The 25,499-nt window shown below is 56.7% G+C and carries 20 protein-coding genes; 9 read left to right on the plus strand and 11 right to left on the minus strand.

Going from position 1 to position 25,499, the window contains the following annotated elements; genetic code table 11:
- Positions 1–74: 74 nt before the first annotated feature.
- Together rdgB and rph are read right to left on the minus strand one after the other, a co-directional pair.
- Entirely contained in the window at positions 75–674 is a 600-nt protein-coding gene (gene rdgB / locus Abci_RS10155; RefSeq protein ID WP_048839022.1) for an RdgB/HAM1 family non-canonical purine NTP pyrophosphatase, read from the minus strand.
- Between the two features lie 3 nt (positions 675–677).
- Positions 678–1,406: a ribonuclease PH gene (rph, locus tag Abci_RS10160; RefSeq protein WP_048839162.1), complete on the minus strand. Its 729-nt coding sequence runs from the start codon at positions 1,404–1,406 to the stop codon at positions 678–680.
- Positions 1,407–1,571: 165 nt separating this feature from the next.
- Here rph and hrcA point away from each other — a divergent pair, with 165 nt between their 5' ends.
- The 9 genes from hrcA to Abci_RS10205 all read left to right on the plus strand — a co-directional run bounded on the left by hrcA (position 1,572) and on the right by Abci_RS10205 (position 11,779).
- Positions 1,572–2,645, plus strand: a complete 1,074-nt coding sequence (gene hrcA, locus Abci_RS10165) for a heat-inducible transcriptional repressor HrcA (RefSeq protein ID WP_048839023.1) — start codon at positions 1,572–1,574, stop codon at positions 2,643–2,645.
- Positions 2,646–2,724: 79 nt separating this feature from the next.
- A complete protein-coding gene (locus Abci_RS10170; protein WP_048839024.1) occupies positions 2,725–5,436 on the plus strand; it encodes a penicillin-binding protein 1A in 2,712 nt (903 codons plus the stop codon).
- Positions 5,437–5,488: 52 nt separating this feature from the next.
- Positions 5,489–6,620, plus strand: a protein-coding gene (gene prfB / locus Abci_RS10175; RefSeq protein ID WP_108912400.1) for a peptide chain release factor 2 whose coding sequence is annotated in 2 segments (ribosomal slippage) — positions 5,489–5,557 and positions 5,559–6,620 — 1,131 coding nt in all. Because the reading frame shifts where the segments join, the coding sequence is not laid out codon by codon here.
- A 465-nt stretch (positions 6,621–7,085) separates the two neighbouring features.
- Positions 7,086–7,793 (plus strand): energy transducer TonB, encoded by a 708-nt coding sequence (locus tag Abci_RS10180; protein ID WP_244877644.1) that lies wholly within the window; start codon positions 7,086–7,088, stop codon positions 7,791–7,793.
- A 94-nt stretch (positions 7,794–7,887) separates the two neighbouring features.
- Entirely contained in the window at positions 7,888–8,934 is a 1,047-nt protein-coding gene (locus Abci_RS10185) for a MotA/TolQ/ExbB proton channel family protein (RefSeq protein ID WP_084597617.1), read from the plus strand.
- Positions 8,935–8,936: 2 nt separating this feature from the next.
- On the plus strand, positions 8,937–9,362 hold the full coding sequence (locus Abci_RS10190) for an ExbD/TolR family protein (protein ID WP_048839026.1): 426 nt from the start codon (positions 8,937–8,939) through the stop codon (positions 9,360–9,362).
- A 129-nt stretch (positions 9,363–9,491) separates the two neighbouring features.
- Complete coding sequence (locus Abci_RS10195) at positions 9,492–9,932, plus strand: ExbD/TolR family protein (RefSeq protein ID WP_048839027.1); 441 nt, start codon at positions 9,492–9,494, stop codon at positions 9,930–9,932.
- A gap of 4 nt (positions 9,933–9,936) precedes the next feature.
- Positions 9,937–11,172 (plus strand): tetratricopeptide repeat protein, encoded by a 1,236-nt coding sequence (locus Abci_RS10200; RefSeq protein ID WP_048839028.1) that lies wholly within the window; start codon positions 9,937–9,939, stop codon positions 11,170–11,172.
- Between the two features lie 58 nt (positions 11,173–11,230).
- Positions 11,231–11,779, plus strand: coding sequence for a GNAT family N-acetyltransferase (locus Abci_RS10205; RefSeq protein WP_048839029.1), 549 nt, complete (start codon positions 11,231–11,233; stop codon positions 11,777–11,779).
- 63 nt (positions 11,780–11,842) lie between these two features.
- On the opposite strand, the gene Abci_RS10210 is transcribed toward Abci_RS10205, so the two are convergent.
- The 9 genes from Abci_RS10210 to Abci_RS10250 all read right to left on the minus strand — a co-directional run bounded on the left by Abci_RS10210 (position 11,843) and on the right by Abci_RS10250 (position 25,499).
- Complete coding sequence (locus tag Abci_RS10210; RefSeq protein ID WP_048839165.1) at positions 11,843–13,381, minus strand: efflux transporter outer membrane subunit; 1,539 nt, start codon at positions 13,379–13,381, stop codon at positions 11,843–11,845.
- Positions 13,382–13,385: 4 nt separating this feature from the next.
- Positions 13,386–16,541, minus strand: a complete 3,156-nt coding sequence (locus tag Abci_RS10215) for an efflux RND transporter permease subunit (RefSeq protein WP_048839030.1) — start codon at positions 16,539–16,541, stop codon at positions 13,386–13,388.
- A 5-nt stretch (positions 16,542–16,546) separates the two neighbouring features.
- A complete protein-coding gene (locus Abci_RS10220; RefSeq protein WP_048839166.1) occupies positions 16,547–17,677 on the minus strand; it encodes an efflux RND transporter periplasmic adaptor subunit in 1,131 nt (376 codons plus the stop codon).
- Between the two features lie 345 nt (positions 17,678–18,022).
- Positions 18,023–19,417: a sugar porter family MFS transporter gene (locus Abci_RS10225; protein ID WP_048839031.1), complete on the minus strand. Its 1,395-nt coding sequence runs from the start codon at positions 19,415–19,417 to the stop codon at positions 18,023–18,025.
- A 188-nt stretch (positions 19,418–19,605) separates the two neighbouring features.
- On the minus strand, positions 19,606–20,763 hold the full coding sequence (gene rodA, locus Abci_RS10230) for a rod shape-determining protein RodA (RefSeq protein ID WP_048839032.1): 1,158 nt from the start codon (positions 20,761–20,763) through the stop codon (positions 19,606–19,608).
- A gap of 3 nt (positions 20,764–20,766) precedes the next feature.
- Positions 20,767–22,758 carry a penicillin-binding protein 2 gene (mrdA, locus tag Abci_RS10235; protein ID WP_048839033.1) on the minus strand — a complete coding sequence of 664 codons (1,992 nt, stop codon included), beginning with the start codon at positions 22,756–22,758 and terminating at the stop codon, positions 20,767–20,769.
- 19 nt (positions 22,759–22,777) lie between these two features.
- On the minus strand, positions 22,778–23,344 hold the full coding sequence (locus Abci_RS10240; RefSeq protein WP_240554597.1) for a rod shape-determining protein MreD: 567 nt from the start codon (positions 23,342–23,344) through the stop codon (positions 22,778–22,780).
- Positions 23,345–23,359: 15 nt separating this feature from the next.
- A complete protein-coding gene (gene mreC, locus Abci_RS10245) occupies positions 23,360–24,265 on the minus strand; it encodes a rod shape-determining protein MreC (protein ID WP_048839168.1) in 906 nt (301 codons plus the stop codon).
- Positions 24,266–24,452: 187 nt separating this feature from the next.
- Positions 24,453–25,499, minus strand: coding sequence for a rod shape-determining protein (locus tag Abci_RS10250; RefSeq protein ID WP_048839034.1), 1,047 nt, complete (start codon positions 25,497–25,499; stop codon positions 24,453–24,455).

The following is a 25,499-nucleotide window of genomic DNA, read 5'->3' on the forward strand; positions in this document are numbered from 1 at the left end:
TTATAAAAATACAGCCAGAGCATAAGGCCCCGGCTGTACAAGCCTATCAGACGAAAAAAAGCTTTGCCAAGGCTTCAGGCCAGACACTCTTTCTGAAACAGGGCAAAGGCGCGGGCACGGTGGCTGATGGCATTTTTTTCTGCCTCGTCCATTTCCGCAAAGGTACGTTTTTCACCCTCTGGGGTAAAAATAGGGTCATAACCATGCCCTTTGTCCCCGCGTGGGGGCCACGTAATCTGCCCATCTACCCGCCCGGCAAAGCTGTAGGATGTGCCGTCCGGGAACGCCAGACACAGAACGCAGGTAAACCACGCATCCCGTTCATCCTGACCAATGCCTTCCTGTATGCGGGTCATGGCTGCCGGAAAATCCTTGTCCGGCCCCGCCCAGCGGGCAGAGTAGATGCCGGGTGCGCCACCAAGGGCAGAAACGCACAATCCGGAATCATCCGCCAGAGCGGGCAGGCCTGTTGCCTTGGCGGCGGCCAAAGCTTTCAGGGCGGCATTGCCAGCAAAAGTGGTCTCGGTCTCCTCGGGTTCTGGCAGGTCCAGGTCCCCAGCCGAGAGAACGGTAATGCCAAAGTCTGCCAGCAGAGTGGAAAACTCTGCCAGCTTGCCTTTGTTATGGCTGGCCAGCACCAGTTTGGTGCCAGCTTTCAGAGGAAGGGTGCTCATGCCTTAGCGGTTTTCAGCACGATTAACGGCTTCTGTCTGTGCTTCAAACAGAACGGAAACCCCTTGGCGCGCCAGAGCGAACAGCTCGTTAAAGGAGTCTTCCGTAAAAGGAGATTCTTCGGCAGTACCCTGAATTTCCACAATGCGGCGGTCAGCGGTCAGCACGAAGTTTGTATCGGCCGCAGCGGAGCTGTCTTCAACATAATCCAGATCCAGCACAGGCCCGGCGGCGGTCAAACCGCAGGACACAGCGGCAACCTGCCCCCGTAAAGGCAACTGGCGCAGAACATTGGTGGCTACCAGCTTACCCAGTGCCAGACGGAGTGCCACCCATGCGCCGGTAATGGAGGCGCAGCGGGTGCCGCCATCTGCGTTCAGCACGTCACAGTCCAGCGTAATGCTCATTTCACCTAGCGCGGGCAGGTCCACAACGGAGCGCAGGGAACGGCCAATAAGGCGCTGAATTTCCTGCGTGCGGCCAGATTGCTTGCCCTTGGCAGCTTCACGGTTGCCACGGGTATGGGTGGCGCGGGGCAGCATGCCGTATTCAGCCGTAACCCACCCCGTGCCTTTGCCACGCAGGAAAGGGGGAACGCGGTTTTCAACGCTGGCGGTGCAGAGCACTTCCGTGTTGCCAACGCGAATAAGGGCAGAGCCTTCAGCGTGGTGGGCAAAGCCGGTTTCAATGGAAATGGTGCGCATTTGGTTAGCAAGGCGGCCTGATGGACGCATGAGAGAAATCTCCTTGGGGCAACGGTTTACCTGCACATAAAGCGGTTTGCGCTTGAGTGAAACATTATCCTGTCTTGTCAGATACGTTCCGGCTGCGCAGAAAGAAGGCTGGTGCTACGTAATGCGGCTTGACGCATGCAGGTGTAAAAGGGAGGCCTGTTACCCATGAAGCGCGGTCTGCTGCCTGTAAAATCAGCCCTACCGCCGGGGCTGGACGCACGTTCTGCAACCATTTTGCGGGAAGTGGTGGAGGAATATGTGGCCAGTGGGGAGCCGGTGGGCTCCCGCACGCTTTCCCGCAGGTTGGGGATGCCCCTTTCTCCGGCCACTATTCGGAATGTCATGGCGTCCCTTACCGAGGCCGGGCTGCTGTTCTCCCCTCACACATCCGCAGGGCGGCTCCCAACCGAGGCCGGGTTGCGCCTGTTTGTAGATGGGCTTTTGCAGTTTGGTGGTCTGTCTGAAGAAGAGCAGGCGGGAATTGGGCGCTCTTTGGAAGCGCGGGGCCGCTCCCTTCAGGACACTTTAACGGAGGCATCCTCCCTTCTGTCTGGTATGTCGGATGCTGCTGGCCTTGTTGTCGCCCCCAAGGGGGAAGGCGGTATCAAGCATATTGAATTTGTGGCCCTGGCTGGTAACCGTGCCCTTGTTGTGCTGGTCGGCACGGATGGGCGTGTGGAAAACCGTGTGATGGAAACACCGGTTGGCATGCCGCCTTCAGCCCTTGTGGAGGCCGCAAACTACCTGAACACCCGTGTTCTCGGCAGTACCTTGCCTGACCTGCGTAAGCGCGTAGGGGCAGAAATTGCCGAAAACCAGACCATGCTGGACCAGTTGACAGCAGATGTGGTGGAGAGCGGACTGGCCGTGTGGGGTGGCGGGGGAGATGAGCGTGGCGGAACGCTTATTGTCAGGGGTCAAGGTAAGCTTCTGGCGGATGTGGACGGGCAGGAACGCCTGCAAGCCATTCAGACCCTTTTTGACCGGCTGGAAACGCAGGAGACCATGCTGCGTTTGCTGGAGTTGGCAGAAAGCTCGGAGGGTGTGCGTATTTTTATAGGGGCGGAAAGTGGGCTTTTCGGGTCTTCCGGTATGTCCATGGTGGTCGCCCCCGCCCGGAACGAGACCAACCGGATTGTTGGCGCTATAGGCGTTATAGGGCCAAAGCGTATCAATTATGGCCGGATTATCCCGGTTGTGGACTATACAGCCCGTTTATTGGGCGAAATGCTGAGTTAAGTACAATTTCTGCCATCATGCGGTCATGATACCGCATGAGAAGGAAGACGGCAGAGCATGGGAGTGGTAAAGGGCCGGCATGACACAAAATTCGTCTTCTGGTGATTCTGGTTCGTCTTCCGGGCAGGATAAGCGTGTGCGTACACCGCGTTTCCGCCGCTGGCGTGGGCTGTTGGGTGGTGTTGCTGCTGTGGCACTTGTTGGAAGTGCCGGGGCCGGGCTGGTAGTCTGGCACCAATATGAAGGCATAGTTGCAGACCTACCCACCGTAGAAGGGTTACAGTCCTACCAACCGCCGGTGATGAGCCGCTTGTACGCAGCGGACGACAAGGTGATTGCAGAACTGGCGGATGAACGCCGGGTTTTTGTGCCGTACAGCGCCATCCCGGACCGGGTAAAAAACGCCTTTATTGCCGCTGAAGACCAGAAATTCTGGACCCACAAGGGGGTGGACCCGCTGGCTATTATCCGTGCGGGCCTGACTGATCTGACGCGGGGCAAGGGGCGGAGGCCTATTGGGGCTTCCACCATTACGCAGCAGGTCGCGCGTGTCATGCTGCTGGGCAGCAATGCTGTCTCCATGAAAAGAAAGGCCAAGGAAGCCTTTCTGGCCATGCGGATTGAGCAGGTACTGGCCAAAGAGAAGATTCTTGAGATCTATCTGAACGAAATTTACATGGGCAGCGGGGCTTACGGCATTGGGGCCGCCGCACAGACCTATTTTAACAAGCCGCTCGATCAACTTGATGATGCCGAGGCTGCATTTCTGGGTGCCCTCCCCAAGTCTCCCACCAACTACAATCCTACCCGTTTTCCGGATGCGGCACGGGGGCGGCGTAACTGGGTGCTGGAGCGTATGGCAGAAATTGGTGCCATTACGCATGATGCCGCCCGCGCTGCTGAAGCCGAGCCACTCATCCCGCGTGCCTTCGTGCGCCCCGGCCCAGCCCCTGGTTCCGAGTGGTTTGCAGAAGAAGTCCGCCGTCAGCTCATTGAAAAATATGGTCAGGACGTCACCATGCAGGGTGGGCTGGATGTTCATACCAGCCTGGACCCGGACCTTCAGTTGACCGTGCAGAACACGTTGCGGCAAGGCCTTCTGGCGTATGACCGTGTGCATGGCGGCTGGCGTGGAGCCATCAAGCATGTTGCTGGCGTTACGGCAGAAACGGCGCAGGACGGTTGGGTTGCAGCACTTCAGGCTGAGCTTGCTCCACCCGGCATGGTGGACCAGTGGCGTCTGGCTGTGGTGCTTGACCCCGCAAAGGGGCGTGTTGGCTGGCTTGAAGGCGCTATTGTGCGGCGTAATGGCGCAGCACAGGGCGGTGTGCCGCAGAGCGGACAGATTCTTGACCGCGACCTTGGGTGGGCGCGCCGGACTCATCCGCTCAAAGCAGGGGATCTGGTCATGATCCAGCCTCAGGCCAAAGCGGAAAGCGTTGCCCTGATGCAGATACCCCATGTGGAAGGGGCGGTTGTTACACTTAATGCCCATACAGGGCGTGTTCTGGCGCTTGTTGGCGGCTGGTCTTTCCAGATGTCACAGTTTGACCGTGCTACGCAGGCACTCCGTCAGCCGGGGTCTTCGTTCAAGCCGTTTGTGTATCTGGAGGCAATGGAGCAAGGCATTTCTCCTTCCCAGATGTTTGACGACTCGCCGGTTTCTTACGGGACGTGGCACCCTAATAACTATGAGAAAGACTTCTGGGGGCCGACCTCCCTGCATGATGCGTTGCGGGAGTCCCGTAACCTTGTGACCATTCGTCTTGCGGCGCATATCGGCATCAAGACCGTGGCTGATCTGGCAACGCAGATTGGTCTGGTTGACTCCATGCCTCATGTCCTGCCAGCGGCTCTGGGGGCTGTGGAAACAACTGTCATGAAGGAAGCGGCAGCTTATGCCACGCTGGCAGCCGGGGGGCGAAAGGTTACGCCTACCCTGATCGATGATGTACAGGACCGGCAGGGCAAGGTGATCTGGCGTCCGGACAGCGTTGCGTTGACCACAGCAGCTCAGGCTGAAGCCGCGGCGGCAGACGGTAAAAATACGGCATCCCAGCAAGACCAGCCGGATGCAGTCTTTCCCGGTGGGCAGCCTGAGGCACAGCCCGCAGCGTCTCCTAAGCCGGTAACGGCAGCCGCTCCGGTCTTGGGCATGGATGATCTGCCCTATCTTCAGGATAACCGGCCGCGCGTGGCATCAGAGCAGAGTGCCTTCCAGATTACCGCCATGTTGCAGGACGTTATCCGCCACGGTACCGGTTTTTCTGCCGGGAAAGGTATTGATAGGCCAGTTGCCGGGAAAACCGGCACAAGCCAGAACTTCAATGACGCCTGGTTTGCGGGCTACTCCCCAGACCTTGTGACCGTTGTGTGGGTCGGGTTTGATACGCCACAGTCTCTGGGTAAAAATGAGACAGGTGGCGTGATTGCTGGCCCAATCTGGAACAAAGTGATGCGGACGGCTTTTGAAGGCCAACCCAAGCTCGACTTCCCTGTGCCGGAGGGCATTACCCTTGTGCGGTATGATACCGGACGTGGTGTGGGGATTGATGGCTTTAAACCGGACCAGATTCCGGGTGTGAGCGTCAGTCTGGCTGACAATGGCGCATCGCAGGAGCTGACAGCCGCCGATACGGGTGCTGAAAACATGCCGGATTCGGAAAGTGACATGGCTGCGGGGGGCGGTGGTCAGCCCGGCAGTGGGGCAGGCAATGGCCAGCGACCAGATGCACAAAGACCCGCCCAGCAGCCTTCCGGGGGTGACATTGGCATGGGTGGCCTTTATTGAGGCCACACTAAACCAGACAGATACGTCTAGCAGTTGATGGAGAGCAGGCCCCATGTCCGCCGAGACAGACGCCCTTAACGAACAGATCAAGCAGTCGGTCGCGCTGCTGAGGAGGCATCTTTAACTGGGATGTCGCTGAAGCCAGACTGGCAGAACTAAACAACCGGGCAGAAGACCCCGAGTTGTGGAACGACCCCGAAGCCGCCCAGAAAATGATGCGCGAGCGCACCCTGCTGGCAGGACAGATTGACGGCGTTCTGGCACTTGAGACAAGTGTGCAGGACACCTGCGACCTTGTGGAAATGGCCGAAGCCGAAGCTGACACTGAAATGGTGCAGGAGGGCGTGAAAACCCTTAAAGCTCTGGCCGAGGAAGCCAAACGCCGCGAAACGGAAAGCCTGCTTTCCGGGGAAGCGGACAGCAATGACTGTTACCTTGAAGTCAACGCCGGTGCAGGCGGTACAGAGGCTCAGGACTGGGCCCAGATGATGCTGCGCATGTACACGCGCTGGGCAGAAGCCCACGGGTACAAGGTTACACTGATGGAAAGCTCAGAAGGCGAGCAGGCCGGTCTGAAGTCTGCCACCATTCTGGTCAGTGGTCCCAATGCCTACGGGTGGCTGAAAACAGAAGCTGGTGTGCACCGGCTTGTGCGGATCTCCCCATTTGACTCCGCAGCACGCCGTCAGACCTCGTTTGCATCGGTCTGGGTTTATCCCGTGATTGATGATTCGATTGAGATCGAGGTGAACGATTCGGATTTGAAAGTTGATACGTTCCGTGCGTCAGGCGCGGGTGGTCAGCATGTGAACAAAACCGATTCGGCCATCCGTATCACCCATATCCCGACAGGGATTGTGGTGGCGTGCCAGACTGACCGCTCGCAGCATCGTAACCGTGCCACAGCCATGCAGATGCTGCGTGCCCGCTTGTACGAGGCCGAGTTGCAGAAGCGTGAAGCGGCGGCAGCGGCAACGGAAGCAGCCAAAACCGATATTGGCTGGGGGCATCAGATCCGCTCTTACGTGCTGGCACCCTATCAGATGGTCAAAGATCTGCGGACCAGCGTGGAAACCGGGAACCCGGATGCTGTGCTGGATGGTGACCTGGATGCCTTTATGGCAGCCGCTCTTGCGGCCCGTGTGGGCGCAACCCGCTCCGAGGCGAGTGCCAACGCACAGTAAGCTTTAGAGAAAAAAGACAGTTTTGTTAAAAAGCGGGCCCCGGTTTCGAGGCACGCTTTTTTTATATTTCGCTGATGTGAAGAAACTCTTTTACGATCCTGTGCGTTCGGCAGAATTTTTTTTCATTATCTTGCTGTCATAAAAAAGCGCAGTGGTTAGGAAACTGGTAAAGATTTCTTGATCAAATATGGCGTTTTTCTGCCAAAAAAGGCGAGGTGCCTGTTTTTTACGCTATTTGCTTTATACGAGGCAGGACGTATTTTACAAAAAGAACATTCTTGACATATGTGCTTCCAAATTGCCCAATTAGCGTCAGGAAGATGGCAGATATGCAGCTCTGTCAGTCTGCCCAGTGCTGAGGCACGAAATGTTGGGGTGTAGCCGCACACTCGACAAATTGGGCGAAGAGTGCGGAACACACACCAGCGTTTTATGGCTGGCGTGGAAGAAGGAGGATGTAGAAATATGAAGGACCACGCGCAACAGCAACGGAGACCGATGAATTATGTCATCGGGACAGGAGCTGTTGTCGGTGTTGTCGCTCTGCTGGTTGTTATTCTGCTGCACATTTTAGCAGTTGTCGGTCTGACACTTGGTATGGGAGCTTCTACGAGCGTTCCGGTGCCCAAGCCGCCTATCAAGACCAGGGTTCTGCCACCACCGCCACCACCGCCACCGCCGCCACCACCGCCGCCGCCACCGCCGACCATGGCAGTGCCGCCGCCGCCATATATTCCGCCGCCGAAGATTCAGCTGCCGCCGCCGCCAAACCCGCCGATCAAGCATGTTTCGCGGACGCCGCCTAAGCATCCTTCGCCGCCGCAGACAGTGACGTCACCGGCACCACCGGTTACGGAGCCTGCGTCCAAGGCTGCACCGTCTGACTCGCCGGATACAACGGCTGGTACGTCGCCGCTTAATAACGCCCGTCCGGTCTATCCACCGGATATGGAAGAAGAGAACATTGAAGGCCGCGTAACCGTAGCCTGTGACGTTGAGACAACCGGTATGACGAGCAACTGCTCCGTACAGGGCGTACAGGGTGGTCAATCCTTCGCTCAGGCTGCTCTCGACTATGTTCACAAGGCACGCTACCGCCCAGCGACCAAAAACGGGGTTCCCGTTAAGGAGCTGCACAAGGTTTATGTGATCAGGTTCAGACTGGACGACTGATCCCGGCGTTTAGCCGAGTTACTGGGGAAACTGCCTGGTGCCAGATTAAAGGGTACTGACACCAGGCCGCACAAGAATAAGGATTTTACGTTTCATGATCAGACTGTCTCGTCTTCCAGTGTCGGGTCTCGCGGTTCCGGCTCTCGCGGTCATGCTGGGCACGGCGACACCGGTCCTGGCTCTGGCTCAGGATGCCTCTGCTCCTGCGGCTTCTGCGCCTGCTCCTGCAGCGCCTGATTCCACAGCTCCGGCTGCTCCGGCACCTGATGCAGCAGCACCTGCCGCACCGGCTGACAGCGCAGCGCCCGCAGCCCCGACCCCTGATGCTTCTGCTCCGGCAGCCGCAGCACCAGACGCAGCAGCGCCTGCTCCAGCAGCAGAAGCTCCTGCAAAAGACACCAAAGAAGAAGCCAACCCCTACGGTCTGAGCGCTCTGTGGTCCAACGGTGACATCATTGCGCGTGGCGTTCTGGTTATCATGCTCATCATGTCCCTTGGCACATGGTTCATCATGATCACGAAGTTCATTGAGCAGGCTCGTCTGTTCACGGCTGCTAAAGAAGCTACCAAGAACTTCTGGACCAAAACATCCATTCAGGAAGGTGCAGCTTCTCTGAGCGCCAACTCACCTTTCCGCTACATTGCCGACACCGGTATTGTGGCTGCTGAGCACCATGAAGGGACGATGCAGGAATCCATCGACCTGAACAGCTGGACCTCCATGTCCATCCAGCGCTCTGTCAACAACATCCAGAACAGCCTTCAGAAAGGCCTCGCCTTCCTGGGTACGGTTGGTTCCACCTCTCCGTTCGTGGGTCTGTTCGGTACCGTTTGGGGTATTTACCACGCTCTGACAGCTATCGGTATTGCCGGTCAGGCTTCCATCGATAAAGTTGCAGGCCCTGTTGGTGAATCTCTCATCATGACCGCTATTGGTCTGGCAACGGCTGTTCCTGCGGTTCTGGGTTACAACCTGCTGGTACGTCGTAACAAAGCTGCCATGGACCATGTGCGTGACTTTGCTGCTGACCTTCAGTCCATCCTGATCGGTGGTTTCCGTCACGGTGCTGGTGCAGCTGGCATTACGGTCCGCGCTGATAACTCCCCGACCACATCAACTGTTTCTAACCGGGTAGGCTAATCATGGGTATGTCTGTCGGAGACAGCGGGGGGGAAGACGACGTCGTATCTGCTATCAATACGACCCCCCTCGTCGATGTCATGCTGGTGTTGCTGATCATCTTCCTGATCACAATTCCGGTCGCAACGCACACGGTAAAAGTTAAATTACCGAAGGATATGAACCAGCCGACACAGACCAAAATGGGAAATGTCGTGCTTGCAGTGACGGAGAACGGACAGGCATACTGGGACGAAACGCCGATTAAAGGACGTGCTGATCTTATGAGCCGTCTGGAAAAGGTCGCTGTCATGCAGCCCCAGCCGCAAATTCAGATCCGGGGTGACATGAAGTCCCGCTATGAATCTGTGGGTAAGCTGATTGAAGCCTGTCAGGAAGCCGGTATTGCACATATCGACTTTATTACAGAAAAGCCGAAAGACGGCTGATCACCTAACGAAGCCCTGCCTTTTCTGCCCTTAGGGGCAAGGGCAGGGCCTCTGTCCCCCTCCTTCTGTTACCAGGCCATTTTGGGCCCGGATGGCAGAACCAGAAGTTTGATAAGAGAGTGACAGCCCATGGGCATGAATGTCGGATCTGAGAGCACGACAGAAGACGAAGGCATTGTAGATATCAACACCACACCGTTGATTGACGTCATGCTGGTGCTGCTGATCATGCTTATCATCACTATCCCGTTGCAGACCCAGGCCGTTTCCATTGACCTGCCACAAGGCAATCCCCCGCCATCTACGGTGGAAACACCAGTCGTCACCCTTGCTGTAGATTTTGATAACAGCATTACGTGGAACGGCTCCCCCATTTCTGGTGAGGATGACCTTCAGGCACGTCTGCGCGAAGCCGCTACTGGTCCTGTAGAAAACCAGCCGGAAGTTCATCTGCAGCCAAACCGGCTAGCGGATTACAAAACGGTGGTGCATGTTATGGCAGACGCCCAACGCCTTGGCGTGACCAAACTTGGTATTGTCGGGCAAGAGCAGTTTGCAGAAGGACAGTAAGTTTATGTCTTCCCATCTTTTACGCATCTCGCTGTTTGCCACTGCGGCATTCGCATTTGCCCAACCCATGGCCCACGCAGAAGACACGCTGAAGCTGGAAGTGGGTAAAGCGTTGCAGCAGGCCCAGAGCGCTCTGGCTGCACATAATTACACCAAAGCCATGGCCGCGGTGGATGAAGCAGATGCCGTAAAAGGCAAGACCGACTACGACTCCTACACCGTCACACAGATGCGTGCTGCCGTGGCAACACAGGCAGGCGATGTTAGTGCTGCAAGCGCTGCATATGATAAGCTGATTGCTTCTCCCCGCACGCCCAAAGCGACCAAACAGCAGATGCTGATGTCCGAAGCGACCATGGCCTACACCGCCAAGGATTACCCGCGTGCGGTTAAAGCGATTGAGCGTTACCAACATGAAGTGGGCCCTAACCCCACAATGGATACGCTGCTGGCGCAGTCTTACTATCTGCAAAAGGATTACCCCAACACAATCCGCGTTTTGAAAGCGCAGATTGCTGCTGAGGTCAAAGCCAAAAAGGCACCTACAGAAGCACAGCTTCAGATGCTGGCGGCCAGTGCAACTGCACAGAAAGATTCTACGGCAAGCACCCATGCTTACGTCATGCTGGCAACCTACTACCCCAAAAAGGAGTATTGGGACCTGCTACTGCATGAGCTGATTGTGAATGCCAAAATTCCGCCAACACTTCAGCTTGATGTGTACCGCATCCGTCTGGCAGCCGGGAATGTGTCTCAGGTCCGTGACTTCATGGACATGACCGAGATTGCTGTGCAAACAGGCCTGCCGCAGTTGGCACTCGACCTGATGAATAAAGGGTACGAGGCGAAAGTGCTGGGGCAGGGTGCGGAAGCACCGCGTCAGGCACGTTTGAAAGCACTGGTAGAAAAAGCCGTTGCTGACAAAAAAGCGTCTATCGCTGCGGATGAAGCTAAGGCACTTCAGGCCAAAACAGGCGATGACCTGCTGAACGTTGGCTATAACTACGTCATGTTCGGTCAGGCTGATAAGGGCTTGGACCTTATGCAGAAAGCCATTGCGAAAGGGGTTAATGACCCTAACCTGGCTTCTCTGCATTACGGTCTGGCTCAAATGCAGGCTGGTAAGAAGGCAGACGCCATTACAACGCTTAAAGCGGTTGAAGGGGACAACGGAACGCATGATATTGCCCAGCTTTGGGTGCTCAAGCTTTCCCCGGCTCCGGTTGCTACCAAGAAGTAAGAGACTTTTTCGTTAAAAAGGCTGTCCTTGTGGCAGCCTTTTTTTATTGGGAGACCCTATGCTGCGTGATGCTATGCCTCATCCGCCCTTTACTATTCGTGCAACGCGGCAGGAGGACGTAGGCCAGCTCCCTGACCTTGAATGTTCAGCAGCACAAAGTTTCAAGGCACATCCTGATCTGGCTTTTCTGGCTCAGGAGCCTGCGGCTATTTCTGTAGAAGAGCATAGCGATTGCCTTGCCAAACAGAACAGTTGGGTTGTTGTTGATGCAGCGCAGAGGCTGTGGGGGTTTCTCTGTGCAGAGACGCACGGAGACACGTTGCATATTCTGGAGCTCTTTGTGGCACAGGTTGCTCAGGGCCAAGGGCTGGGAACCGCGCTGATGCTAGAAGCCTGCACGCAGGCCCTAACCCGCCATTACAGGCGTATGACCCTCACAACCTTTGAGAGCGTGCCATGGAATAGGCCGTTTTATGAAAAGCTGGGGTTCGTCAAAACCGTGCCTACACAGCAGGATGGTTTTTTACTGGATATTCTTCGGGAAGAAGCGGCTTTTGGGTTTCTTCCAGGGGTAAGGTGCGTCATGCACAAGCTGTTGGCAGGCTAGCACAGCAGCATAAAGAGAGAGGCACCCAAAGGCTTATATGCCAAGGGGTGCCTCTTTCTCTGTTTAGCGTGTTTGAGACATAGGGTGCTGGGCAACATTCACCGGAGATTGTGGTGGGAGAGTATGCTCTTTCCATCCGCCGCCCAGAGCACGATAAATCGTGATCAGGTTTTGATAGTTGGAGACATCCACCATAATCTGTATCTGGCGGGATTGCAGGTAAGAACGCTGGGAATCCAGAGTGGTCAGGTAAGAATCCGTTCCCGCATCATAGCGCATCTTGGCCAGACGGAAGGCATCCTGAGAGGATGTGACAAGCTCATCCACCTGCTTTTTCTCATCCAGATAGGCCTCACGCGCAGCAAGCGCATCCGCCACTTCGCGGAAAGCAGACTGAACAGTTTTTTCATAAGACGCAATTTTACCATCACGCCGCGCTTTGGATGCCTTGAGGTTGCCGCTGTTCATGCCCCAGGTCCAGAGCGGTATTTGCAGGCTGGGGTTCAGGCCCCATGTGGTTGCGGCGGACGTAAACAGCTTATGAAACTGAAGGCTGGAGACGCCATCATTCGCGGTCAGGGTCAGACGAGGGAAGAAGGCTGCCCGTGCTGCCCCAATATCAGCCTGTGCTGCCAGCAGGTCATGCTCTGCTGCCACAATATCCGGACGACGGTTGAGCAGGTCAGAAGGCACACCTGCGGGCAGGTCTGCCAGAATGGTCTGCTGCCCTAACGGCTGCGGAGCGGGCAGGGTGTCCGGAATAGGTGCCCCAATAAGCAGGGTTATCAGGTTTTCGTCCTGTGCCAGCTTGCGGCGGGAATCGGCCCGCAAGGCAGCGCTTTGGCGTACCTGTGTTTCGGCCTGACGCACGGTCAGCAGGTTGGCTTCCCCGTGGTCATATTTCTGCTGGGTCATACGCAGGGTGGCTTCCTGCGTTTCCAAGGTGCTGTTTGCAAGATCCAGCGCTTCCTTGTCGCCCAGCCAGGTGACGTAAGCGGTGGCAACCTGAGAGACAATGCTGATAAGCAGGCTGCGCAGGTTGGCTTCCTTTGACAAAGCCGTTTCAGCAGACTCACGGGTCAGACTGCGGATGCGGCCAAACAGGTCAATTTCGTAGGACGAAAAGCCAATTCCACCTTGGTAGTATTTGAAAACGCGGCCGCCACCAAACGCCGCATCACTTCTGTTTTGTTCCAGCCCAGGTGCAAAGCTAAGGCCGGATGCACTGGCTGGCGCCTGATAAATGGGGCCGCCTGTGGCAGAAATGGTCGGGAACAGGCCCGCATGTTGCACATCGTACTGGCCCTGAGCTTCCGCAATGTTGGCTGCGGCAACCCGAAGGTCACGGTTTTCACGAATAGCAATGGCAATAAGGGCCTTCAGGCGAGCATCGGTAAAGAAGTCGCTCCAGCCGATATCATAAGCTGCCTGTTGCATACGGGGGTTACCCGTGCCGGGGTAGGCAGGCCATGTTTTTGCCAGTGGTGGCGCTGGCCGGTTGTAATGCGGAATCATGGTACACCCCGAGAGCAGCCCCCCAGCCAAAGCCAGGGAAACTGCACGGAAGCGGAGTGTGCGGGAAAAAGGCGTGAAAGCTGGCATACTCTTATTTGCTTTCATGGAGGGTCTGGACGGGGGCTGCTTGTTCCTGACGTTCGCTAAGGCGTTTGACCCGGAACAGACGCAGCACCGCGATAAAGAAGACCGGCACAAAATAGACAGCCAGAAGGGTTGCTGTTGCCATCCCACCAACCACGGCAGTGCCAATGGCAATGCGGGACGCAGACCCGGCACCAGACGCAATGGCCAACGGAAACACACCAACCACAAAGGCAATGGAGGTCATAAGAATGGGGCGAAGACGCTCACGCGCTGCTGTCTGCACAGCTTCTTCAAGGCTTTCGCCGCGTTCAAATCCGGCTTTGGCGAACTCCACAATCAGAATGGCGTTTTTGACTGCCAGACCAACCGTGGTGAGCAGACCCACCTGAAAATACACGTCGTTAGCCATGCCCCGTAAGAGCGTTGCCGCAATGGCGCCCAGAACACCCAGAGGCACCACCAGAATAACGGCAAACGGAATGGCCCAGCTTTCATACAGAGCCGCCAGGCAGAGCAGAATAACAATAGCTGCCAGAGCATAAAGCGGGCCGGTGGCGGAGCCAGAGGCAAGCTGTTCAAAAGACAGGCCGGTCCATTCATACCCTATGCCGGTGGGCAGTTTTTCCAGAATAGCCTTGATGGCTGCAATGGAGTCCCCAGAACTGTAACCCGGCGCTGGCTGGCCCAGAATTTCAAAGGAGTTCAGGCCGTTATAGTCTTCCACCTTCTGCGGCCCCATGATCCAGTGGCCGCTGACAAAGGCGTTCATGGGGGTCAGGGTGTTCATGGCGTTGCGGATATACCATTTGTTCAGGTCCTGCGGCAGCATACGGCCTTCCGGAATACCCTGAATGTAAACCTGCTTTACACGGTCATCCCGCGTAAACTGGTTGACGTAAATGGACCCCAAAGCACCTTCAATGGTGTTGTTGATATCATCAATGGTGATGCCAAGGGCGTTGGCTTTTTCACGGTCAATGTCCAGAGAGTACTGGGAGGCATCTTCCATACCATTCGGGCGCACAGCCATCAGGCGGTGATCCTTGGAGGCGAGGCCAAGCACCATATTACGGGCTTCAAGCAGTTTGGCATGACCAAGATGGCCACGATCTTCCAGCTCAAGGTCAAAACCCGTTGCGTTACCCAGTTCCAGCACGGCAGGCGGGTTGATGGCAAAGATCTGCGCCTTTGGGTTGAACCAGAAGTGCATCATGATGCGGTTGGCAATGGCCGCAGAGGTTTCTGAAGACTTGGTGCGGAATTTCCAGTCTTTCAGACGGATAAAGAATGCCCCTGCACTCTGTCCCTGACCGGCGAAGTTAAAGCCGTTCATGGCATACACGGATTCAACCAGATTACCCTCGGTCTTGAGGATGTAATCCGTGATTTCGTGGTTCATCTGCGCCGTTTTTTCCATAGGCGTATTGGGTGGCATGGTGACCTGCCCAAAAATCAGCCCCTGGTCTTCATCCGGCAGGAAGCCGCCCGGCAGCTTCATGAACAGGAACACGGCCAGACCGGTAATGATGGCAAACCCGATGAAGGACACCACCATACGGCTGACAAGGAAATTGACCCCTCGCAGGTAACCATTGGTAAGCTTGTGGAAGTTACGGTTGAACCAGCCGGCAAGGCCGGTATCTTTCTCATGCGTGCCGGGTTTGAGCATGGTGGCGCACAGGGCAGGTGTGAGCACCATAGCCACCAGCACCGACAACCACATGGCGGCAACAATGGTGATGGAGAACTGGCGGTAAATCACGCCAACGGAGCCGGAGAAGGCTGCCATAGGCAGGAACACTGCACTGAGCACCAGCACAATGCCGACCAGTGCGCCGGAAATTTCATCCATGGAGACGCGGGAGGCTTCAACCGGAGAAAGGTTTTTCTCCGACATCACACGTTCCACGTTTTCCACCACAACAATGGCATCGTCCACTAGCAGACCTACGGCCAGCACCATGGCCAGCATGGTCAGGGTATTGATGGAGTAGCCCAGTATGTTCAGCAGCCCGAATGTACCAAGCAGCACCACAGGCACGGCAATGGTGGGAATAAGGGTGGCCCGGAAGTTCTGCAGGAAGATGAGCATGACCACAAACACAAGCGCAATGGCTTCCAGCAGGGTCACGACAACGTCTTCAATAGACAGGGTAATGAAAGGCTCTGTATCCAGCGGATAGACGGTTTTCAGCCCCGGCGGGAAGAACTTCTCAAGCTCTTTCATCTGGGCGCGCACGGCAGATTCTGTAGCAAGCTGGTTGGCACCGGGGGCAAGCTTCAGCGCCATGCCGGACGCGGGCATGTTGTTGTAGAAAGAGTTGGTATTGTAGGTTTGTGGGCCCAGCTCAACCTTACCGATATCGCCAATACGGACCTGTGACCCATCAGGCTGCACCTTAAGCAGAATACTGCGGAACTGCTCGGGGTCTTTCAGGCGGGTCGGGCCAATAATGGTGGCATCAAGCTGGATGCCTTTTGCGGCAGGCAGGCCGCCCAGTTCACCTGATGAGACCTGAATGTTCTGGGTCTGGATGGCCGCCTGAACATCCTTGACCGTCAGGCCGTAGCTGAACAGTTTTGCAGGGTCCATCCAGATACGCATGGCGTATTCGGCACCGAACAATGTGTGGTCGCCCACGCCGGTAACGCGGCTGAGGGGATCAGAGATGTTGGAGGCCACATAGTCCGCAATGTCAGCACCACTCATGCTGCCATCGGTTGAAATGAACCCCAGAACCATCATGAAGTTCTTGACGGCCTTGGTGATGCTCAGACCCTGCGCGGTAACTTCCGTTGGGAGTTTGGGCTGAGCAAGCTGGAGTTTGTTCTGTACCTGCACCTGCGCAATGTCAGGGTTGGTCCCCTGCGCAAAGGTGAGGTCAATTTCCATTTGGCCAGAGGCGTAAGACTGCGAGGAGATGTATTCGAGGTGATCCAGCCCGAACATCTGTTGCAGAATGGGGCGTACCACGGTGTCGTTCACCGTATTGGCGGATGCGCCCGGATACGTCACGGAAATGGCGATCTGTGGCGGAGCAATGCTGGGATACTGCGCAATAGGCAGACGGAAGATGGACAGGCCACCGATCAGCATGATGATAAGGCTGATAACCCATGCAAAGATGGGCCTATCAATAAAGAAGCGTGACAGAGACATGGGTCTTACTGCCCTTTGTTCTGGCTGGCTGGGGCGTCAGGTGTGGCTGTGGCAGAAATTTCCTGCGGCTTGACCTTGGCTCCCGGTGTGACCTTTTGCAGGCCTACCACGACAATGCGCTCACCGGCTTTAAGGCCGCTCGTTACCAGCCAGTTGGTGCCAAAGGCAGCGCCGGTCTGGATCTGGCGGCGTTCTACCGTGTCGTCAGGTTTGACAACCCATACTTCCGCATCACCATGGGTGTTGTGGGTTACAGCTTCCTGAGGCACCAGAAGGCTGTTGGGGTCAGTGCCTTCTTCAAGTTCTGCATGCACATACATGCCGGGCAGCAGCAGCTTGTCCGGGTTGGGCATGATGGCACGGACAATGACAGAGGCCGTTGACGTATCAACATTCACTTCCGATAAGGCCATGTGGCCTTTGTGCTCATAGCCTGAGCCGTCTTCCAGTGTCAGGGTGACGGGCACTTCACCATCCGGCTGGCGCTCAATACGGCCTTCAGCCAGTTCCCGCTTGAGGCGGAGCAACGTAATGGCGGGCAGGTTGACGTCCACATAAATAGGGTCAAGGCGTGTGATGATGGCCGTATTATCTGTCTGGTTTGCGGTCACCAACGCGCCGACCGTAACCAGGGTACGGCTGATTCTGCCGGAAATAGGGGCATACATTTTTGTGTAGCCCAGATTGACCTGTGCGCTCTCCACCTGACCTTTGGCGCTAAGAATCTGACCCTGTGCCTGCTTTTCAGCGGCGACAGCATCATCATATTCCTGTTTGCTGACGGCGTGTTCTTTCACTAGGGAGCGGTAGCGTTCCAGCTTGGCGCGCGCCGTAACTTCCCCAGCCTCGGCTTCGGCCAGTTGGCCGCGTGCCGTGTCATACGCGGCCTGATAACGGGAGGCATCAATCTGATAAAGCTGCTGCCCGACTGTTACGTCAGACCCTTCCTTGAACAGACGTTTTTCAATAACCCCGGTCACCTGTGGGCGAACCTGCGCAATTTCAAAAGCGTCCGTGCGGCCCGGCAGGCTGGTATGGATAACAACCGGCTGTGTACGGAGGGTTAATACACCAACGCTCTGGGGCGGCATCTGATGTTGGTCATTTTTACGTTCGCACCCTGCGAAAGCCAGCATAGCCACAGCTGATGCCAGAAGCGGACGTAGGGGAAAGCGGTGCGTTGTCACTCTGGCAAATCCTGTTTTTTGAAAAACAACACAAAAAAATGCGCTCGGGCATTCTGTTAGACGGGTCGGGCCCTACGGCCTCGGGGAGAGAACGAACAGAAAGCCAGTGCGCACGAAAAGCGTTATGGGGGGAAAGAATAAAAACAGTACTGTTTGTTACCTTTTCCGAGGCAAGCTAAGAGCGCTTTTGACATAAGTCAAGAGAAGACACGCCAGAGCGCCGTGCTTTTAACAAGCACGGCGCTCTGGCCCCAAGGCTGTATCAAAAAGGGAAAAGGAGAGGCGAGGGGCGGTTTATTGCCCGATATCGCGCAGTTTTTTACCGGCCATCAGGTTCTGCTCAATACGCTCCAGAGAGGCCCCCCGTGTCTCGGGAACAAACAGGAATGTCAGTGCAAAGAACACGGCATTGAGCACCGCCATAAGCCCGAATGTGTTGGCACCCCCAAGCCAGCCCAGCACACTCAGGAAGGAGGCACCCACAACCATGTTGGAAATCCAGTTGGTCAGGGTGGAGATGGTAATGCCCAGATCCCGCCCTTTGATGGGCTGGATTTCAGAGCAGAGCACCCACATGAGTGGGCCAGCAGACATGGCATGTGCGGCAATAAAGACAATGATAAGCCCGACACACAGGAATTTGGCCGTTTGCGTTTCCATGCCGGTGTAGTTAAGCCATGCCAGCGCCGCCAGTGCGGCTGTCATGGTGGCAAAGCCGCAATACAGGATGGGTTTGCGGCCCCAACGGTCCACCAGCCCAACGGCCGCAATAGTGGCCAGCACATTCACAAACCCGACAATGGCTGTGCACCAGAGCTGTGCTGCCCCAACAAAACCGGCCAGCGCAAAAATTTTGGGGGCGTAATACATAACCACGTTAATACCGGCAAACTGCTGCATGACCTGCAACAGGATGCCCAGCATAATGGACCGCCGAAAGTTAGGGTTTGAGCGCAGCAGGGCAAAGCCGCCCTGACGCTGCTGAAGCTGGGCTTCAATGGCCTCAATTTCCCCGTGTGTATCGTGTGACTTGGGGCGCAGGTAGGACAGGACATTAAAGGCTTCCTCCCTCCGGCCACGCATCATCAGCCAACGGGGGCTGTAAGGCAGAAACACCACACCGATAACAAACAGCACACCGGGGATAGTGATTACCCCAAACATCCAGCGCCATTGCCCATGATAGCTGAACAGCGTGTCACTCAGAAAAGCCAGAAAAATACCCACGGTAATCATGAGCTGATAGGTGGAGATCATGGCTCCACGCGTTTTCTCGCTGGCAATTTCAGACAGATAGAGCGGGGAGGTAAAAGCTGCGACACCAATGGCAAGCCCCATCAGTGCCCGGCCCATGATCATGCTGGCGACAGACCACGCCAAGGCGCAGCCAAGTGAACCTAAAATGAAAATAAGGCCACCAAGCACAAGCGACCATTTGCGGCCCGTAACCCGTGAGAGCCAGCCTGCGGTGACGGCTCCTATGGCCGCCCCGGCCATCATGGCGCTGACAATCCATTCCTGCGCCATGGTGGACGCATTGAAGTCCTTCGCCACGAAGTCCAGTGCGCCAGAAATTACCCCGATATCCAGCCCGGACATCAGGCCTGCTGTTGCCGCCAGAGTACCAATCAGAGCGCTCCTGATGTGGAGAGAAGATGAGGTGGGCGAAGCTGAGAGGTCTTGGGACATGGGGTGATCAGATTTCCGGCTCTGGTTCTTGTTATTCGTTAAAAGACCACTTGCATGGTCCCCGACCGTAAAGGGCAGGTAGGTTCAAAAAAGTGTTGCACCCTTTACCATCCTATTATTGGCCAAAATAGTATTGCTGTATAGCGCGTGGGTAAAACAACGCCTTGCTTGCATGGTTGTTCAGGAGGTTACTGGGTATCTTCTTCGTTAATTTCTCCGAAACGGGAATCACGATGAACCCATGTGGAGAGAAGCAGACCAAACCCCAGCATAACGTTCAGCATGGCAGATCCCCCATAGGAGACCAATGGCAGCGGCACGCCCCCTACGGGAATGGCCCCCATGACCATGGAGAGATTAACCAGACAATACAGAAAGAAGTTCATGCTGATGCCCAGTGCGACCAGCCGCCCAAAGCGGTTGCGGCTTCGGATGGCCATGACCATACCACCCAGAATAAGCAGCAGCAGTAACCCGATAACAGCAATAGCGCCCGCAAACCCCCATTCTTCCGCCAACATGGTGAAAATGAAGTCGGTCTGTTTTTCCGGTAGGAAGTTGAGCTGCCCCTGAGAGCCATGCAGGTAACCCTGCCCCCACATGCCGCCTGATCCGAGCGCAATTTTGGACTGGATAATATTGTAGCCAGCCCCCAGCGGGTCACTTTCCGGGTTCAGGAAGGTGGTGATACGCGCACGCTGGTAATCGTGCAGATGCGTGTAGGCAAATTTGGCCAGATACGGGACAGGCAGCAGCAGGAGTATGATCTGCCAGAGCCGCATTCCTGCTGCAAAAAACAGCGTTGCACCAATGCCGCCAATAATGGTGGCTGTTCCCAGGTTAGGTTCCTTAAGAACCAGTACCACAGGCAGTAGCACCATAAAGGCAGGGGGAATAAGCCAGAGCGGGTTGCCCATGCGGCGGTAATTGATGCGGTAAAACCAGGATGCCAGCGCCAGAACAAGCGCCACTTTGGCATATTCAGAAGGCTGAACCTGTAGGCCGCCTATCATCAGCCAGCGCTCTGCACCTTTGCCGGTATGCCCCATGTGCAAAACGGCAACCAGCAGGATGATGGAGACAAAATAGAGCGGCCAGGCCCCCCGGACCAGTATTTTCGGGGGAAGCATGGCTACGGTTATCATGAGCACCAGGCCCACGGCAAAGCGTGCTGCCTGCGGTGCCGCAAAAGGATAAGGTGCCCCGCCCGCAGCGGAATACAGCGTGACATACCCTACACCGGCCAGCGCACAGATAAGCAGGACATATAGCCAACTGATGCGCCAGAGTTTGGACAATAACCGGAAGCTGGGTTCATCCCGCAAAAGGCGTTTGTGAAACTTCATTGGCTATTCCGTATCCGGGGGAACATCCCCTTCTCCCGACGTCGCAGCGGGTGCAGGCCCGGATGCAGGAGGGGGCGCGGCATCGGGTGAGGGGGCCGGTATGGGGTCTGGCGCAGGGGTTGTACGGTTTGCAGGGTCACGTTGCAGGGTATCAATCATGATGTCCCGCGCCAGAGGGGCTGCTGCATCTGCCCCCGTGTTACCGTGCTCAATAACTACAGACACCGCATATTGTGGGTTTTCGTAGGGCGCAAAACAGATGAACAGCGCGTGCGGCCTATATTCCCACGGCAGGTTGGCGGAGTTGAAGTGCCCGCTTTCCCGCATGGCGCGGGAGACGCGCCGCACCTGCGCGGAGCCGGTTTTCCCGGCCATGGTGATGTTAGGCAGGTTCAGCTTGGCCTTGGGGGCTGTACCGTGCGGTTCATTGACCACAGCAAACATGCCTGACCGGAGGGCTTCCAGATATTTGGCAGGCATGTCCAGTGCAGGCCAGTGGTCTGGCGTAGCCTGTGGCCCGATGTCCCGATTGAGGGCGCGTACCAGATGCGGCTGTACCGCGCGCCCCGTTGCCAGCCGGGAGGTATAGGTCGCCAGTTGCAGGGGGGTCACCTGCACAAACCCCTGCCCGATACCGCTGACAATTGTGTCACCCCCGTTCCAGTGGTGGTGGTGGGCCTGCCGCCATGCGGGGGTGGGAATAAGGCCGGAGCGAATATGGGGCAGCTCAATATCAAGCTGTGTTCCCAGCCCGAACTGATGGGCGGTTTCCGCAATACGGTCCATGCCAACGCGGCGGGCCATTTCGTAAAAATAGACGTCACAGGAATATTTGAGCGCCTGGTGCAGGTCTACCGACCCATGCCCCCAGCGTGACCAGCAGTGAAAGCGCGTGCCGCCCACATCCAGATGGCCGGGGCAGAACACACGGTCGGAAGGGGAAAATAGGCCGGATTGCAGCCCCGCCATAGCCACGGCAGGCTTGAAGGTGGAGCCGGGCGGATAAACACCGGCCACGGTTTTATTGATAAGGGGCGTGCGTTCGTTGTTTGTCCACTCCACCCACTGAGCGTGGCTTACACCACTATCAAAGAGGGACGGGTCAAAGGAGGGCGTGCTGACCATGGCCAGCACCTCACCATTCCGGCAGTCCATCACAACGGCGGAGGCCGTTTGGTCTGCAATACGGTTCAGAACCTTCTGTTGCAGGCCACGGTCTATGGTCAGGCCAATTTCTGCCCCCGCGGCGCCTTCCTCACGGTTCAGTTCGGACATGACACGGCCGATGGCGTTCACCTCCATTTCGACCGAGCCAGCGGTGCCGCGCAGTTTTTCGTCCTGACTCTGCTCAATACCAGCCCGTCCCACCCGCATACCGGGCAAGGCGAGCAATGCAGAGCGGGCCACGTCCTTTTCGTTTGGTGGGGCGACATAGCCCACAATATGCGCCAGCAACTCCCCTTCCGGGTAGACGCGCCGTGTGCCCACATCAATGAGCACACCGGGGAGGGAGGGAGCGTTCAGTTCAATACGCGCCATCTCATCCCAAGACAGGAAGTCCCGGAGCATGACCGGTACAAAGCGCCGCTGGTGGCGCATTTCCCGCGCAATACGGGCGCGGTCGCGGTCATCCAGCGGTATCATGGTGGAAAAGCGCTCTATGGTGCCTGCAACATCCGTTGTTTCTTCCGGCATGAGCAGAGCGCGCCAGTTTTCCTTGTTATTGGCCAAGGGCACCCCGTAGCGATCCACAATCCGGCCACGTGGCGGGGCCAGATAGCGTTTGCTCATGCGGTTGCTGGCCGCCATGCGGGCGTAGCGGTCACCATCCTTGACCTGAAGCGTATAAAGCTTGTGGGCCAGAGTGCCCAACGCGCCAGTCTGAACAGCCATCAGCAAAAGGGCACGGCGGGTAAAGACACCCTGTGCCGGGTCTTTCTGGTTCTTGATAGGCATGAGGCGCTGGTTTTCGCGCTTGCGCCGCTTCAGCCGCATGGCACGTCTCCCCGGCGCATCAGGCGTCTTCCTTGTCGTCCAGCCGGTTCAGGATCGATGAAAACAGGGCCGAAAGAGGGGGATAGAGACCAATACACAGGAAGGCCTCAAATAACGCTGGAGGCAGGTCCATAAACGTGAGCCTGAACAGGCAGGCCAGCCCCCATTGCAGCAGGCAGGCTGCCAGCGCAACAAGCGAAAATACGCCCCACACCAGCAGAAAAGGCAGCCGCATCAGGCCAAAGCGGGCATAGAGCCCCACGCCATGCACAAGCAGCAATAACAGGGCGCTGACCCCAAGCGGGGTAAACCCGACAAGGTCCATAAACAGGCCCAGTAAAAATACAGCAAGGCTGGGCATGCCGGTTGGCCGCCAGAACGACCAGAAAAATACGGTGGTCAGGACAATGGCGGGCATAAGTTCTGCAATGCCGGGTATAGGCAGGGGGGCCGAAAGCACCACAATAACCAGCGCACAGAACAGGGTGGGCAGCAACCGGCGCGCACCATGGTCCAGCCGATGCCAGATCGTCTGGCGTGGCTGAATTTCAGGCTCCCATGCCCGCATGGAGGGGTCAGGCATCATGGCTCAGGCTCCTCCTCATTCCTGCCCCAGCAGGTTTTTGAATGGCAGATCAAGGGATTTGTGTGGCGGGGCGAGAGGCACATGGCCCGGTGCGTCCGGTGGTTCAACCTGTGACCGTCCGAAGTTGAAAACACGCAACAGGGACAAATGGTCCAGTTGCGCAAAAGGAGCCACAACAGGCCGCCCTTCGGCAACGTAATGGACCGTGCCAATCGGCAGACCGGCCGGGAACGCGCCTGCCTGATCACTGGTGACAACACGTTCCCCCTCAACCGGGCGGGTATCCTGCGCATAATACATCAGGCGCGGCATGGGGGAGTTGTCCCCTACCATGATGGCCGGAGCCTGACTGGCCTCCAGCATAACGGGCAGGCGGCTGGCGATATCGGTAATAAGCAGAATACGCGCGGAATGGGTCCCCGTTTCCGTTACACGGCCAGCCAGACCATTTGCAGCAAGGGCTATGTTGCCAACCTGCACACCGCTATCCGTGCCCGCGACCAGCAACACGGCGCGCGTATAAATACCGCCACTGTCTGCCACAACGCGCCCGGTTACAAAGGCGGGGGCAGGCTCGGGAATCCAGTGCAATGCGGTTTTGAGGGAATCGTTTTCCCGCGTGAGGGAGACGGCAACATCATACCACCGGCGCAGATTTTCGTTTTCTGCTTTCAGGCGTGCATTTTCCTGCGCCAGCTGCCCGGCCTCTTGCAGGTTATGGGTAATGGCAACTGCGCGTTCCTGCCCAATGCTCACCAAAGACCAGAAAGGGGACAGGATATCGGTCGTGTACATCCGGGCCCTGTCTGCCAGCTTACGGTTTGCCTGACCGGCAATAAGAATAGCCAGAGAAAGCAGGACCAGAAGGGGCAGAACAAGTTTGCCGAGAGCCTGACGGAGCTGAATGGAGACAGGAATCACGCGCACAAAGCCTTGGGCGGCAGGAGGGGTGCCGCACCGTAAGCGCTCAGGGTATGGATGCTCTTACCCCACATGACCTGTGATATGTCCTTTCTGTCAGTCAGGCTGACGGGATGATCGCCCTTCCGTAGCAGGCAGCAAGGCGCAGGAGTTGCGAAGTCTGTAAACGATATGTTTTGACGAGGGTTTAATACATTGTGGTCAGGATGTTGCGCAGCCGCTTCATTTCTTCCAGTGCGCGGCCGGTACCAAGTGCCACGCAGGACAGAGCGTCTTCCCCCACAACAACAGGCAGGCCAGTGGCAAGGCGCAGCACATCGCTCAGGCGGTACAGCAACGCGCCGCCGCCTGTCAGCACAATGCCCTTGTCCACAATATCAGCGGCCAGTTCTGGCGGTGTGTTTTCAAGGGCCGTGGTAACGGCGTCAACAATCTGGCTGACAGGCTCAAGCAGGCTTTCCGCGATCTGAGCCTGAGACACCTGCACTTCCCGCGGGACCCCGTTAATCAGGTCACGCCCTTTGACGTCCAGCCACGGGCCGTGGTCTTCCGGGTCATCCGGCATCATGGCGGAGCCGAGTTTGATCTTGATGCGCTCGGCAGAGCTTTCACCAATCAGCAGGTTATGGGCACGGCGGATGTAGGAGATAATGGCCTCATCCATCTTGTCACCGCCCACACGCACAGAGCGTGCATAGACAATGCCACCAAGAGAGATAACGGCAACCTCGGTCGTGCCACCACCGATATCAACAATCATGCTGCCGGATGGCTCTGTAACAGGCAGGCCAGCACCGATGGCAGCAGCCATGGGTTCCTCAATCAGGAAGACCCGGCGTGCGCCAGCACTTTCAGCACTTTCCTGAATGGCGCGGCGCTCAACGGCGGTTGAGCCGGAGGGCACGCACACAATAATCTGGGGGCTGGTAAAAGCACGGCGGTTATGAACCTTGCGAATGAAATGCTTGATCATTTCTTCCGCGACATCAAAATCCGCAATAACGCCGTCCCGCATGGGGCGGATGGCGGTGATATTGCCGGGGGTACGGCCCACCATCAATTTTGCTTCCTCACCTACGGCAAGAAGCTGTTTTTTACCTCGCACATCGGCAATGGCCACCACGGACGGCTCATTGAGAACAATGCCGCGTCCTTTGACATAGACGAGGGTATTGGCAGTACCCAGGTCAATTGCCATGTCAGCAGACATGAGACCGAGTAGACGAGAAAACAT

It is taken from the genome of Acetobacter cibinongensis, from assembly GCF_000963925.1.
Lineage (GTDB): Bacteria > Pseudomonadota > Alphaproteobacteria > Acetobacterales > Acetobacteraceae > Acetobacter > Acetobacter cibinongensis.

Excerpts from the sequence above, each read along its gene's own strand:
- rdgB (WP_048839022.1), bottom strand. The coding sequence starts at position 674 with ATGAGCACCCTTCCTCTGAAAGCTGGCACCAAACTGGTGCTGGCCAGC.
- rph (WP_048839162.1), bottom strand. The coding sequence starts at position 1,406 with ATGCGTCCATCAGGCCGCCTTGCTAACCAAATGCGCACCATTTCCATT.
- hrcA (WP_048839023.1), top strand. The coding sequence starts at position 1,572 with ATGAAGCGCGGTCTGCTGCCTGTAAAATCAGCCCTACCGCCGGGGCTG.
- Abci_RS10170 (WP_048839024.1), top strand. The coding sequence starts at position 2,725 with ATGACACAAAATTCGTCTTCTGGTGATTCTGGTTCGTCTTCCGGGCAG.
- Abci_RS10180 (WP_244877644.1), top strand. The coding sequence starts at position 7,086 with ATGAAGGACCACGCGCAACAGCAACGGAGACCGATGAATTATGTCATC.
- Abci_RS10185 (WP_084597617.1), top strand. The coding sequence starts at position 7,888 with ATGATCAGACTGTCTCGTCTTCCAGTGTCGGGTCTCGCGGTTCCGGCT.
- Abci_RS10190 (WP_048839026.1), top strand. The coding sequence starts at position 8,937 with ATGGGTATGTCTGTCGGAGACAGCGGGGGGGAAGACGACGTCGTATCT.
- Abci_RS10195 (WP_048839027.1), top strand. The coding sequence starts at position 9,492 with ATGGGCATGAATGTCGGATCTGAGAGCACGACAGAAGACGAAGGCATT.
- Abci_RS10200 (WP_048839028.1), top strand. The coding sequence starts at position 9,937 with ATGTCTTCCCATCTTTTACGCATCTCGCTGTTTGCCACTGCGGCATTC.
- Abci_RS10205 (WP_048839029.1), top strand. The coding sequence starts at position 11,231 with ATGCTGCGTGATGCTATGCCTCATCCGCCCTTTACTATTCGTGCAACG.
- Abci_RS10210 (WP_048839165.1), bottom strand. The coding sequence starts at position 13,381 with ATGCCAGCTTTCACGCCTTTTTCCCGCACACTCCGCTTCCGTGCAGTT.
- Abci_RS10215 (WP_048839030.1), bottom strand. The coding sequence starts at position 16,541 with ATGTCTCTGTCACGCTTCTTTATTGATAGGCCCATCTTTGCATGGGTT.
- Abci_RS10220 (WP_048839166.1), bottom strand. The coding sequence starts at position 17,677 with ATGCTGGCTTTCGCAGGGTGCGAACGTAAAAATGACCAACATCAGATG.
- Abci_RS10225 (WP_048839031.1), bottom strand. The coding sequence starts at position 19,417 with ATGTCCCAAGACCTCTCAGCTTCGCCCACCTCATCTTCTCTCCACATC.
- rodA (WP_048839032.1), bottom strand. The coding sequence starts at position 20,763 with ATGAAGTTTCACAAACGCCTTTTGCGGGATGAACCCAGCTTCCGGTTA.
- mrdA (WP_048839033.1), bottom strand. The coding sequence starts at position 22,758 with ATGCGGCTGAAGCGGCGCAAGCGCGAAAACCAGCGCCTCATGCCTATC.
- Abci_RS10240 (WP_240554597.1), bottom strand. The coding sequence starts at position 23,344 with ATGATGCCTGACCCCTCCATGCGGGCATGGGAGCCTGAAATTCAGCCA.
- Abci_RS10250 (WP_048839034.1), bottom strand. The coding sequence starts at position 25,499 with ATGTTTTCTCGTCTACTCGGTCTCATGTCTGCTGACATGGCAATTGAC.